13 protein-coding genes are annotated in these 13,651 nt (G+C 34.7%); all 13 read right to left on the bottom strand.

Going from position 1 to position 13,651, the window contains the following annotated elements:
- Window positions 1-2: 2 nt before the first annotated feature.
- The 13 genes from CSC80_RS00200 to CSC80_RS00135 all read right to left on the bottom strand — a co-directional run bounded on the left by CSC80_RS00200 (window position 3) and on the right by CSC80_RS00135 (window position 13,322).
- The gene (locus CSC80_RS00200; RefSeq protein ID WP_099188936.1) at window positions 3-1,958 is read right to left on the bottom strand and encodes an FAD-dependent oxidoreductase; all 1,956 of its coding nucleotides are present in this window, start codon (window positions 1,956-1,958) and stop codon (window positions 3-5) included.
- Between the two features lie 458 nt (window positions 1,959-2,416).
- Window positions 2,417-2,791, bottom strand: coding sequence for a lactoylglutathione lyase (locus CSC80_RS00195; protein WP_099188934.1), 375 nt, complete (start codon window positions 2,789-2,791; stop codon window positions 2,417-2,419).
- 85 nt (window positions 2,792-2,876) lie between these two features.
- Entirely contained in the window at window positions 2,877-3,692 is an 816-nt protein-coding gene (locus CSC80_RS00190) for a helix-turn-helix transcriptional regulator (RefSeq protein WP_099188932.1), read from the bottom strand.
- Window positions 3,693-3,897: 205 nt separating this feature from the next.
- Entirely contained in the window at window positions 3,898-5,148 is a 1,251-nt protein-coding gene (locus CSC80_RS00185) for a mechanosensitive ion channel domain-containing protein (protein ID WP_099188930.1), read from the bottom strand.
- A 72-nt stretch (window positions 5,149-5,220) separates the two neighbouring features.
- On the bottom strand, window positions 5,221-6,069 hold the full coding sequence (locus CSC80_RS00180) for a universal stress protein (protein WP_071341698.1): 849 nt from the start codon (window positions 6,067-6,069) through the stop codon (window positions 5,221-5,223).
- 120 nt (window positions 6,070-6,189) lie between these two features.
- On the bottom strand, window positions 6,190-6,609 hold the full coding sequence (locus CSC80_RS00175; RefSeq protein ID WP_099191344.1) for a GreA/GreB family elongation factor: 420 nt from the start codon (window positions 6,607-6,609) through the stop codon (window positions 6,190-6,192).
- Window positions 6,610-6,773: 164 nt separating this feature from the next.
- Window positions 6,774-8,063 carry a Glu/Leu/Phe/Val dehydrogenase gene (locus CSC80_RS00170; RefSeq protein ID WP_091605625.1) on the bottom strand — a complete coding sequence of 430 codons (1,290 nt, stop codon included), beginning with the start codon at window positions 8,061-8,063 and terminating at the stop codon, window positions 6,774-6,776.
- Between the two features lie 241 nt (window positions 8,064-8,304).
- Window positions 8,305-8,925, bottom strand: coding sequence for a hypothetical protein (locus CSC80_RS00160; RefSeq protein ID WP_143751702.1), 621 nt, complete (start codon window positions 8,923-8,925; stop codon window positions 8,305-8,307).
- 129 nt (window positions 8,926-9,054) lie between these two features.
- The gene (locus tag CSC80_RS00155; protein ID WP_058103413.1) at window positions 9,055-9,414 is read right to left on the bottom strand and encodes a hypothetical protein; all 360 of its coding nucleotides are present in this window, start codon (window positions 9,412-9,414) and stop codon (window positions 9,055-9,057) included.
- Window positions 9,415-9,449: 35 nt separating this feature from the next.
- On the bottom strand, window positions 9,450-9,878 hold the full coding sequence (locus CSC80_RS00150; RefSeq protein WP_099188926.1) for a GreA/GreB family elongation factor: 429 nt from the start codon (window positions 9,876-9,878) through the stop codon (window positions 9,450-9,452).
- Between the two features lie 310 nt (window positions 9,879-10,188).
- Window positions 10,189-11,508 carry a sigma-54 dependent transcriptional regulator gene (locus CSC80_RS00145; protein WP_099188924.1) on the bottom strand — a complete coding sequence of 440 codons (1,320 nt, stop codon included), beginning with the start codon at window positions 11,506-11,508 and terminating at the stop codon, window positions 10,189-10,191.
- 2 nt (window positions 11,509-11,510) lie between these two features.
- Window positions 11,511-12,599, bottom strand: coding sequence for a HAMP domain-containing sensor histidine kinase (locus tag CSC80_RS00140; protein ID WP_099188922.1), 1,089 nt, complete (start codon window positions 12,597-12,599; stop codon window positions 11,511-11,513).
- A 138-nt stretch (window positions 12,600-12,737) separates the two neighbouring features.
- Window positions 12,738-13,322, bottom strand: coding sequence for a TetR/AcrR family transcriptional regulator (locus CSC80_RS00135; protein WP_058103409.1), 585 nt, complete (start codon window positions 13,320-13,322; stop codon window positions 12,738-12,740).
- Window positions 13,323-13,651: the final 329 nt, after the last annotated feature.

The raw sequence follows: 13,651 nt of genomic DNA, 5'->3' as shown, positions 1-13,651 counted from the left end.
AGTTAACTATAACATCTTACTTCAAATAATTTGGCATGATCTGCGCCATAGGTACTTTTTAAATTAATACGGACGGCAGTGGTTTCTATGGTTTCAAAATTAAATTTGATTAAACGGGTTTTGTTTTTATCTATACTGCCTATTTTAACCCAATTGCCATCCATGCGAGCTTCTATATCCAAGGATCGTAATAGTTCTTTAGGAACTTTTGTGGTATACACATCATTTTCTAAACTATCTCTGCGTAGCATCAAGTTTCGTTTTACATTGGTATCACATTTTAATTCAAGCTGAGAGATATTTATACGGTCATCCCATTCAATTTGAACATGCGCAGGCAGTCCGTCAGATTGCCAATGATGTGGATTGTCATTGTAATCTCTTGACCAACCATCGTTCAATAATTTTGCATCGCCAGAAGATGTACTAGAGCCAAATATCAATGCTGCTCGTTTAACCAGATCTGTGCTGTCATTTGCAGGTTTGTTTGGAATAAATGCATCGTCCCTAATTAATTGTTCTTGCAATTCTTCAATATACGTTTTTCCCAATTTACGTGGTAATACTTTCTTTTTTACACACAAGGCTGCCGCCGTACCTACTGCTTGCCCTTCAAGCGCACATGTAGCCATTATACGGGAAGATGATAAGGCTATATGTGTCTGACTTATATTTCTACCTGCAAATAAAAGATTAGGTACATTTTTAGAATACAGGGAACGAAATGGTATTTGGTACGGCTCTTCAAAATCTTCGTGAAAATAACTGGGCGGTTCGTTAAGGTTCTCAATTCCGCCAGGGTTGTGTTCATCTAAGGACCAACCGCCAAATGCCACTGCATCTTCAAATTGTTTGTTCTTTAATAAATCTGGTTCGCTAAGAATATAATCGCCAATAAATCTGCGGCTTTCTCTTTTGCCGGGTAATGAAGAAACCCAATCTAAAGCATAGTTTTCTGTTTCAGGAAATTTACCTGAGTTTTTCATATAGTCCCAAACGCCGTAGGCATATCCTAAAAGTTTATGTTTATTATCTTCGAATTCACCAATAATATCTTCATCACTACCTAACTCTACCCACCAAAAACCTAATTCAAAAGGTTTTAACTGTCTTCCTTTATGAGATTTTTCCGCGTCATATTTAAGGGTGAAATGTGGCGGTTCAAAAGGCATAGGTCTACCCATGTCTTTTGAACCTAAAAGCACGGTAGAGCCCATTTGCCAACCATCTGCCTCTTTGGGCGCATATTTCTCATTAAATTCAGAAGAAGCTTCCCTACCGGTTCTGTATAGTGCGCCAGCGGTAGCACCCAATAAGCCATCACCTGAGCAATCTATAAAGATAGATGCCTCTATGGTAAATTCAGTTTCAGTGGTCAATTGCCAACAATAAGCGGCTTCAATTTTTCCGTCGTCTGATATTATGGCTCTAATTGCCGTGGTATTCAGTTTTAGATCAAGGTTTTCTTCCTTGGTGATAAAGTCATACAAAATATGGTCCCAAACAGGGTAGGAGTCTTGTGGGTTATGAAAGCGATTGTGTAATAGTATTTCTTCAATGATACCGGTTTCTCGTTCAGGCAAACCGTTTCTTAAGTGATTTACCCCGTTGAGGTGAACACGGATTTCGCTTGAAGAGTTACCGCCTAATACAGGGCGGTCTTGAATTAAAACTACTTTAGAACCATTTCTTGCAGCTGCTATGGCGGCACACATGCCTGCAGCTCCGCCACCAATAACTGCAACGTCATAGGTTTCTGTTTTTCGTCTGTCCGGTCTTGGCTTTTTGCCGGTACCCATTTGGTGCCATTGATTGGGGTCCGTATTACCAAAAGGCTTTTCTGATGTTAGGTCTGTACTATTTGCTTTTTCTGGGTCGTTTGAATATCCGGTTAATGGTATAACACTTGCGCCTAGAGTTGCTTTCACAGATTTTTCAAAAAACTTTCTTCTTTTCATTTTGCGTTAAATGGTTGAGTTGATCTTAAGTTTGTTTTGATATTTTAAATCGCATTTATCTTTTTTAGTATAATTGATTAGCGAAAAGCAAAATTTTGACAATTAGCTGCACATCTTATAAAAAAAAATGAGATTGTTCAAAGCAAAAAACAGGTTTAGATAATACGAGAAAAACTATCTCTTTTCTGTTATTGTTAAATAGTAATAATATGAATTTTCACCTTATGAAGTAAGTGTAATCATTGGGTTTTAGATACCTGTCTAGTTTTTTATGAGTGTGTTTTATGTAAATTTCTTTTCTGTTAGATCATTATGGGTGTAGATGCTCTATCTAAACGGCCTTAGAATAGGTTGTTTAGGAGATTTACATTCATTTGAAAAAAGGAAAGTTTAATAGAATAGCAGATTGTAGAAACTGCTATTCTAATTTTCAAAAGTTTGTCTTTATGCCCTCTATGTTATTTCATGGAGTGCAACCCTATAGTATTACCATCTCTATCCATTAAAATGGATACAAAACCAAATTCGCCAATAGACATTTTTGGTCTTATAATTTTTCCGCCTGCTTGTGCTACTAAATTCTCTTCAGTAGTACAGTCTTTAGATTCAAAATAGACAACAGTATTGTTACTGCTTGCTATAAAATCTTCTTTTTCTACCAATGCCCCAGTAATATTTAAACCTTTTGGGTCAAATGGAAAACCAGATTGCTTGCCAAATTCAATAGGAAAATCAATAAGTTTAATATTAAAAACTGTTTCATAGAACTCTTTGGCACTTTGTAAGTTTGAAACATGGATATCAAACCAGTTTACAGGATTTACGTTTGTCATTTTAATTTCTTTTATATTTTGTTGCTTTATTGCACAACAAAAATGCCTTTACTTTAAAATATAAAATTGTAAAAATGGGACAAGCTTACTTTTTGTTGTCAAAAATCATGGACATTTTTAAATCATCCCCATAAAACTCTTTAGGGGTAAGCCCTGTAAATTCTTTAAAATCTTTAATGAAATGTGCTTGGTCAAAATATTCGTTTTCATAAGCCAAATCGGTAAGACTCGTAACTTCTTCAGTTAATAATTTTTTTAAAGTATTCTGAATTCTAATAGTTTTGGAAAGTTGTTTGGGACTCAACCCAATGGTAGATGAAAATTTTCTGACCAACTGTCTTCTATGAATGTTATTTTGTTTTGAAAGTTCATTCACAGAAAATTGTCCATTGGCCTCTAAAATGGTCTCAATAGTAGATTTTACAATATGGTCAATATTTTTTTTATCTATTAATCGGTCAAGTAAAAAGGTTTCTATTAGCGCTATTCGTTCTGCAGTAGAGTGGGCTTCTAGAATTTGGTTTCCAAGTATTTCGCCTTCCTTGTCAAACAATACATTTAACGGCACTGCAGTATTTTGTATTTCTTTAATATTGATGTCTGCAAAAGGGAAAAATCCGTTTGGCTGAAATCTAACTACAAAAGTACCGGTAACACCTAGTGGTTCTACAATATACGGTTGTGTTAATTGCCCAATTAAGAAACATTTAGGTAATATGAAACTTTCTTTTGAATTTGGGTGATGTCTATAGGTATCTCCGTAATGAAAAATTAGTTTCATTGTACCATCGGGTATTATAGTATTTTTTACAGGTGTGTCTTCAATAGCACTTTCTAATGTCCAGTAACATTGAACCCATTCCTTTAAATTCTGTTGTGGTTCAAATATTTTCGGATTCATTGCTAGCTATTATTTGTTTTGAGAAGTTTTAGAAAAAAAAAGAACGATTGATAAGTTACAACCATCCTAAGTTTATTTTTTGTTGCTTTTAATCTAATTAATAACACCGAGATTTCAATAATTAATCTGGTAAGAAAGATACTATAATCTTTGAAAATCAATAGCATAGATGAGATAAAAGTACGAAGCTATGGATCAGCGAAAATTAATTTTCAACGGCAGAAATAGAAACGGGAATTTCATAAACCTGTAAATGAAAATAGGGTAGTGCGGCCAGTAAATGGTCAAAGATATCTGCCATAACATACTCATAGTTTTCCCAACGTTTATCTGAGCTAAATGCATATATTTCTATGGGTATGCCTTGTGGCGTAGGTGGTAATTGACGAACCATTAAGGTCATTCCCTTATTTATGGCAGAGTGGGTTTCTAAATAATCGTTCACATATTTCCTGAACACTCCTATATTGGTCAAATTTCTACCGTTAATGGCAAGGTCTTTATTGATGTTGTTAGAGGTGTTGTAAGAATTGATCTGCTTGTTTCTGGTTTTAAGGTATGGCGCTATTAATTGTATTTTTTCAAATTCCTCCAGATCTGTTTCAGAAAGAAAACGTATACTTTTTTGACTTATGATCAATGCGCGCTTAATTCGTCTTCCGCCAGAATCTTGCATACCACGCCAGTTCTTGAAAGAATCTGATATCAAGGCATAGGTAGGAATGGTCGTAATTGTTTTATCAAAATTCTGAACCTTTACCGTCGCCAATGATATTTCTATAACATCGCCATCTGCACCAAACTTATCAAAACTGATCCAGTCGCCAATACGCACCATATCATTGATACTTACTTGTATACTGGCGACCAACCCCAGTATGGAATCTTTAAAAATAAGTAGAATAACGGCTGAGCCGGCACCCAGTGCGGTAAAGAACTTCCAAACTTGAATTTCGGTGATAATGGCGAAAATAGTGAAGATGCCTACGATCCAGGCAAAAATCATAAATACCTGTATGTAACTGCCCATAGGCTTATCTCTAAACCTTGGCTTGGTCTTTAAATAATCATTAATACTGGTAAAAACACTTTTAACTACATACAATGCAAGCACTACAAAAAGTACATGTAAAAACTTTAATACAATTTCTGCGGCATAGTCAAAACCAATAAAGGCAAAGGGTACAAATTCTATTAATATGCTTAACGGAACAATATGAGCCAAGTATCTGGGCACCCTATTGGCTACCAAAAAATTATCGAAATTGGTTTTTGATTTTCTTGCTAGCCTTAATGAAACTGAACGTAGAACTTTCCAGATCAAAAGATCCAAAAACCAAGCCAACACTAATGCAACAATTAATAATATGGCTAAATTCAGATATGATGCGGTAGTAGTGCTTAGTCCAGCTTCTGTAAGATAATTAAAGAGTATTTTATGAAAATCGTCGTTCATTTATCATGTTCTTTCAACCTTACAAAGGTACTATTTGTGAAAGCAACAAGTTAAACTGTTAAGGTAATTTTATTATTTACTATGTATGGCCAGTACGGGTACTTCTGCATAATAGCCCAGGTTGTTCAATGATAGTCTCCCAAAACTAAATCTTTCCCAAAATGACGGTTTTTTGTCTACATAACTGATCATATTTGAATGCCTTATAGCAACAAAACAATTTAATGCAATAGCCATTTTAACATTGCGCAAGGTGTTAAAGCTATGGGCTACGTCTTTTAGCTGATTACGTAATTTTACTTTGTTCCTCTTTTGACCAAAACTTAGGTTGCTCGGCTGTTCTAAACTAAGTACTTGTATGCTTGCGTTGCTTAGTTTGGCAATAGTAACCAAATATTCAATTTCAGATTTTTTAATGTTCGTATTAAAATTAGTGGTCAATACAATTTCTTTGGGTTGATTGAAATCTACATTGCCGGGAACAATTAATATTGGATTTTCCTTTACGTTCTTTAAAATTTCCAAGGTATGTTGACCATATGCTGCTTCGTTTTTGTTTGCCGAGCCTTTAGCTCCCAATACAAGTAAATCAAATTGTATCTTCTTGTTCAGGTTTTTGACTGCACTTAAAAGTGACATAGACTCAGATACGGCATAGAAACTATGCTTGGTATTTTTGTTTAAGCTATGTAATCTGGCAATGGTTTCTCTTAAACCTTTTTTAGAATTGTTTTCTGATGTTTTATTGAACGCTTCATCTGGATCAAGAAGGCTTAAACTATCAAGACCATATGTTTCTTTGGCATAGGCATGCAATATGTAAAAGCTACACTTTCTATCTTCAAACAGCTTTATGGCGTAAAGCATGGCATTCCATGAATTTTTTGAGAAATCTGTGGGTATTAATATACTACTTTCCATACTGTACGTTTTAGTTATTGTTAATATTTTTTTATTAAATTCAATACATGATTAGTATACTTGTCTTAGGCAATCATAATGTTTAAATTTTGTCTATCAACATAAAATGGTTTGTTGTAGTCATAATGCCATATTCAGGTTAATATGTTCGTTTTCTTGCTCCACTTTTTCAATAGTAAGTTTTTGTTCCCCGACTGGAAATTCCCATTGAACGGTATCACCTTCACTATATCCCATAACTGCTGCACCCATTGGTGTAAGAATTGAGATTTTATTGTGTTTAATATCGCTGTCCGTAGGCATTACCAGTTTAAACTTTTTGTTCCAACCGCTATCAGAAACTATGGTGACCATGGTATTTAGCCGTATTACATCTTCATGCATATCGTTAGCGTCTAAAATAATAGCAGTTTCTAGTTCTGATGCCAGCTTTTTAACAGATTTACGCAAGGTGTCATCTTTGTAATACCCAGATAGGTTCATTAATCTTTTAAGTACTACAAATTCTTTTTTTTCTATAACCAGATTTCCGTACTTCATATGCTGTGTTTTATGGTTGTACATTTAATTTTAATAGCTTGTCCATTGCCATTCTAAGCGCAGCCGAGAACATTGGCTAGCTTATTTCAAATAATTTCGACCACGCTCGTTGTGGCAGTAATACGTATTAAAATTTTTTATTGTTCGTTGATCAACTATGTATATCAAGGAAAAATACCTCGTTGTACATAAGCTTCTTCCAATCTTTCAATAGCAATGATGAATGCGGCGGTACGCATATCCACATTTCGCTTTTTAGAGGTCTCGACAACCGTGGTAAAAGAGGCTGACATTTTCTTTTCTAATTTCTCCATAACCTCGTCTAACGACCATATTTCGCCATTACGGTTCTGTAGCCACTCAAAATAACTACCTATTACACCGCCAGAATTGCAAAGTATATCAGGTATAATTTCAATCCCTTTTTTTAGTAGTATGTTTTCGGCGTCTACATCGGTCGGTCCATTTGCACCTTCAGCAATTAAATACGCTTTAATCTTATTGGCGTTCTTTGCCGTTATCTGGTTGCCCAATGCGGCAGGAATACATATATCACAATCTAACGAGAAAAAGTCTGCGCTATCAATGGTTCTTGCTTTAGAGAAACCTAAAATACTTCCCTTGTTACCTTGGCTATAGGCCAGCAATTGGTCTACGTTTATACCTTCTTCATTGGTAATACAGCCATATGCGTCTTGTACGGCAGTTAAGATAGCGCCTTCTTTTTCTAAGAAATACGCAGCCCAGTACCCTACGTTACCAAAACCTTGAACAATGAATTTTTTGTCCTTTAGGGCAATGTTGTTATTTTTTGCCCAGAATTTTATAGTTAGAAAAACACCGTAGCCCGTAGCTCTATCCCTTCCTTTAGAACCGCCTGCACCAATTGGTTTACCGGTAACTACATGCATATTGGTGGAGCGTTCCGCCGGTGATTTTGTAGACATGTAGGTATCAAGTATCCATGCCATGGTTTGCGAATTGGTATTCACGTCTGGAGCAGGAATATCTAACTCAGGTCCAATATTGTCGCCTAAGGCATAGGTGAATCTTCTGGTAATACGTTCCAATTCGGAATCTGTATATTTCGTGGGGTCTAACTGTATTCCTCCTTTGGCTCCACCATAAGGCAAACCTGCTAAAGAAGTTTTCCAGGTCATCCACATTGCTAAAGCCTTGGCAGCATCTATATCTACTGTTGGGTGGTAACGTAGCCCACCTTTGTATGGGCCAAGAGAGTTGTTATGTTGCACTCGGTAACCGGTAAAGATCTCAACTTCACCATTGTCCATTCGTACAGGAAAATGAACAACAAACTCATTGTTGGTAACCTCAAGAATTTTTCTAATGTTCTTATTAAGGTCAATAATGTCTGCGGCATTATCAAACTGTCGCATTACATTCTCTAGCATACCTTGTTTGGGTGCTTTTTTTGGAGCTACTTTTGCTATCATTATATGTAGTTTAATACTAATTCATTATTTAATTCACTGCTAGACATTTCATTGGATATCACGGTAATGGGTTTGTTGGTGAAATCCATAAAATGAACATATTCACTGCACGAATGAATGTTATATTTATCTTTTGTGATCGAACAATAAGAATGGTGTGTACAAGTGGAGCATATGCTGCGCATATAATTTTTCATCGAGCTCATATTATGATGTATTAAAGTGTTCTTACTGTTGTTTGTTATTCTAAAACCGTCTGAGGTTTAAAAGGATAAAAAATTAACGCCAAAAGGGTAATGCCAATAAGTACTAATAGGGCAAATGCCAGTTTGGACATTAGAATATTGTTGTCTAAAGTTTTATTGGAAAGTTGAGTGAGTTGTTTGCTTTCTTCTAATTGTATTTTTGCTAGTATATTTAAATTATCATCTATTTCGGAAAGAGTTTTTAATGAGGTTGACCTTATGCTGCTTTGAATACCGTTATTGGATTGTAGCTCTTTATCTTCCAATATTCTTAGCTTTTTAAATTTGTCGGTCAGGGTATTTAAGGTATTATATTCGGTAGCGGTCAGTTCTGTAAGTGCCACTTCATTCAATAGATTTTCTACTTTTTTATTTTCTTCTTGGTTTAAAATAAAATCATGAGCTGTAAGTCTTAGTTCTTTTTCATGGAAAATGTTATTTAGCTGATAAATAAAATCTTGAACCTTAACCCTATCTTCATACACAGTATTTACCGTTGTTTGCAACGTAGTAAAATGTCTTTGGTACAATCTATTTGAACCCAAAACCAACAAAAAAGTGATGCCTAAAATAAAGATGGCATGCATTCTTTGCTGTGTTTTTAATTTTGAGAACATAAGTTTTATAGAGTTTATATTATGATTGTACATTTTACGTTAATAGGAATCCACTTGGTGTTTTCTTAATAAATCAGCCAACCTATTTATAGAAGCCAAGTGGATTACATCAACCAACTAAAAAAAAAATTAAAGGACTTGTAATTCGCCTGAGTTGATAGCGTCTTTGTAGTCTGCAGTTACTACTGTATGACTACCAAAAAAACGACCACCATCATTTCTTTTAATTTTAATTTGTGTAGTACCATCCTTTTTTTCCTTAACTGAGGTAACTACAACTTTCTCGCCATGGGCCTGCCTATAATTGGCAATACCACCACGTTTGATTATAAAATTTTCTCTTGGAAAATCTATGTGTTTGTACTTGTGCGATTCGGGTTTTCCTATTTCAAAAACATCACCAACACGAACCTCTGGTTGTGTAGAAGTGTTGTCTTGAGCGGTTAACATACTTACTGAAAATAACAGGGCAATTGCATATTTTATCATAACTGAATAATTTTAGAATTAATTAATATTTGTTTTTAAATGGTTGAAACTTTAGGAGTGATTTTGTTGGCTTGGTTTGGTTGGATAACTTTTTCTATGACCAGGGACATCATTTCACCTGGTAGCCCAAATGAAATTCTATCACCGACGGCGCGACCTATTACCGATGCACCTAAACTGCTGATTACTGAAACTTTGTGCTGTTTAGCATTGCTTTGCTCAGGTGGTACTATGGTAAAAGTTTGATGTACGCCCGATGCTCCAGTAACTTTTATGGTTGAATTAATAGTTACTATGTCAAAAGGGATATCTGCAGTATTCAAAACCATGGCTATGGCCATATTTTGAGCTAGAAGTTCTAACGCGTTTTTATGCGCATAATCTTCTATAGAAAGATTATTCTCTAGATGATTTTTAATAGCGATGAATTCGCTCTCTTCCAAAACTAGACTACCGTATTTCATCTACTGCATTTTTAATTGTACTACGTATTACCAAACAAGTGGTAGTAGCTTTATTGTTCGCAATAGAAAATGCAAAGGGTATGCCCTTAAAGTGATTATTTGAAAATATGTAATGTAAATTATTGGTAATCAATAATTTATAATTTTAAAAATAATTTTTGATAAAACCTGAAGTGGGGAGTATTTACCCGATTGGGTAGAATTTCCCCGATTTTATTGGCGCCGCCAAAGGGTATAATACGCTGAGGCTTGCCTCGAATTTAAAAGTTTGTTTCCTTTTGAATGCCTCATGGGCATGCTCTGAGATGTTTTATTTTAGTTTTTCGCGTAAAGTTTTACGATCGATCTGAAGAATTTGGGCGGCTTTGGTTTTGTTTCCTTTCGTATGAACCAATACACGTTGTATGTATTCTTTTTCCATTTCATAAAGTGGACGTAACCCATTATCAGGAAAATCAATTTGATATTTTAAGGCTTCTGGCAAATCTTTTACTTTAATAATACCATCGGACATTATTACGGCACGTTGAATAATATTTTCAAGCTCCCTAATATTGCCGGGCCAATTATATCTTTCAAGAATTTGAAGCGCTTCAGGGGCAATACGCAGAAGGCGGTCCTTAAACTCTATGCCATATTTTCGTATAAACTTATCGGCTAAAATAGAAATATCGGATTTTCTTTCCCTAAGTGGTGGCACGTTGATTTCTACAACGGTTAACCTATAGTAAAGGTCTTCTCTAAATGAGCCGTTTTTTATTTCATCTTTTAAATTAGCATTCGTAGCGGCAATAATCCTTATATCTACTTTTTCAACTTTTTGAGATCCTACCCGTGTAATTTCCTTTTCCTGTAAGGCACGTAATAACTTGGTCTGTACTGCCAGTGAAGCAGTGCCTATTTCGTCTAAAAAGAGTGTACCGCCCTTGGCCGCTTGAAAAAATCCGTTTCTATTTTCATTTGCACCGGTAAAGGCACCTTTTATGTATCCAAACAGTTCTGCTTCTTGTAAGTTTTCTGGAATAGCCCCACAGTTTACTGCAATGAAAGGTTCTCTTGAGAATTTACCAGAATAATGTATGGCCCTTGCAACCAGTTCTTTTCCTGTTCCACTTTCACCGGTAATTATAATGGTAGCTTTGTTGTCTTTGACCCTTTCTATAATATTCGTCACTTTTTTAAAAGCGACTGATTCTCCTACCATATCTGAATATAGGTTAGGGGAGGCCGTGGCAACTTTGCTGTTTTTTCTATGGGCATTTTGTTCAAAGGCTTTCTCTATAGCTTCTTTAAGTTCGGATTTGGTAAAAGGTTTGGTCAAATAGTCTGTAGCACCAGATTTTATGACTTCTAAGGAGTCTTCTACAGAAGGGTAGCCGGTTACCACTAATTTAGGAATCTCCGGGTAATGTTCATTTGCAAACTTCAGTAATTGTAATCCATCAATTTCTGGCATTTGAATATCAGTAATAATAAGATCTATAAAAGTATCCTTTAAGATAAACAAGGCCTCTTTAACTGACACAGCCTTATAAGTATGGTATCCCATAGCTTGTAAATGCCTTTGCAAAAGCTCTAGAATATCTATATCATCATCTACTATGAGTATGTTCTCTTTGCGCAAATCCATAATTACAATTTAGGAAAGTTGACCGTAAAAATAGTTCCTTTAGGCGTATTCTGTTCATGCTCTATGGTACCTTTATGGCTCGTAATAATACCATGAACTACACTAAGGCCTAAACCAGTACCTTCACCAATAGGTTTGGTAGTGAAAAAGGGTTCAAAAACCTTATCTTCCAATTCTTTTGGTATACCTTCTCCTTGATCGGCAATTTTTAAAAGAATATGATTTTTTGTGTCTAGGACCTTTACTGAAATAATACCATTTTCTGGGGAATAATAAATGGCGTTCATAATTAGGTTGAACAATACTTGGGTCAATTGTACTGTATCTGCCTGTAAAACCAAGTCTACATTTTCATAAGTTGTTACTAGTTTAATTTTTTTATCACGTAATGATGGTGCTAGTAATTTTATAACGCTTGTTACAATAGGAATTAATTGAACCCTTTTCATTTCCTGCGGCATTTCGCAAGCAAAGAACATAAGTTTTTTAACGATTTCTCTACTAAAAATGGCACTGTCCATAATTTTTTCAAGATCTCTTACAGACTGCTTATCCGTCATTTTATCGGTAAGAAGTTCGGCAAAGCCAAGTATATTGGCCAATGGGGTATTTAATTCGTGAGCTATACCGGCTGTAATCTCACCTAATATGTGCAAACGATCGGTTCGCTCCATTTTTCGTCTTGTAAGAGCTTCACTGTCACGAATTTGTTTACGTTCTATAAGATTGCCAACATCTAATGCAACGTTGTTCAACAACGTTTGTTCCTCTATTAAAAAGTCATCAATACTATATTTTTCTGAAGGATAGCCAACCTTTACCTCGCCCTCTAACTTATTAAAGACTTTTATTTTTGAAGATAAGCAGACCATATTTGGCTTAAAGTCGTCTGTTTGTACAGTGTATTCACCAACTTTTAGAAAAACTTCGGTTACTTGCTCAAATTGCCATGCCCGTTTTAAGCAATAAACAATGGCTTCTAAAGATGCATCAATTTGATCATAATCTGCATTCACGATAATAGAAGTTACCTCATATAAACAGGTTAGTTCTTTTACGCGTTCCTTTAATTTTGCCTCTGCCGATGTCATATCTATTGTTGTTCAATTTGCTTTATAAAGGTCAACAATATTTGGCAGAAATGAAATGTGCAATAGGTTAAACCATGCTATTTTCATTAAAATTAGGGTAAACTGGATATTTAAAAATTTTAAAAGATCTGTGAAGGTTTATGAGGCTTTTACACCATTAAAAATGAAATCCATAAATTGCTTTTCAAGTTCAATAGGGTTAATACTTGTATTGCTATTGTCTACATACTTGTTATAAGACCATCTCAATGATGATACTATACTATTTGTGGCAATTTCAATGTTCATAGGTCTAAATTCTCCTTTCTCTACACCGTCTTCCAAAATAGAGGCAATTTTAGAAATATAGTCTGATCTTTTGGCTACATATTCACTAAGTGCAGGCTCCTTTAAATTTCTCCATTCATTTGCCATAAGTGCCAGCTGGTATGGTTTTTCAAATGTGAACTGTATGTGTTTGGAAATTACCATTCTCAGCTTATCCTTTGGTGAAAAAGTTGAATCTATGATATTATCCATATAGGTTTGAAATTCTTTGGTAATCCCAATCACATAATTTTCTAAAAGGGCATCTTTAGAGTCTATATAATTATAAATATTAGCCACCTCAAAGTTCATGCGTTCCGCAATATCTCTCATGGTGGTGGCTCTAAATCCTTTTTCATGAATCAATTTCAATGTTTCCTTGAAAAATAAATCCTTTTTCACACTCTTCGCCATCATAGTACAAACATTATAAAAGTAATTAACAAACGTTATTCTTTTAATTAACAGTGTAAATATAATTTTATTTCATTTTAACATTTAAATATGTAAGAAATTATTTGATTTTTATCCGTTTCATATGAAATGATCACTAAAACAATAATTATTGTCTGTATGCTTTTGTAGGAAAATACATTATATCTTAGATTCACATACAGAAAGGGCTATTTGACAACAAATAATAATACCCTTATAAAACCATTGTTATTTTTGATTTATCATTAATTTTTTAATGAACGCTTGTTCATGTAAAAATTAAGACAATAATCTTTTAAGTAAAGAATTCG

This window comes from Maribacter sp. 6B07, from assembly GCF_002700155.1.
GTDB classification, from domain to species: Bacteria; Bacteroidota; Bacteroidia; order Flavobacteriales; family Flavobacteriaceae; genus Maribacter; species Maribacter dokdonensis.
This window is presented reverse-complemented; position numbering and strand designations above follow the sequence as displayed.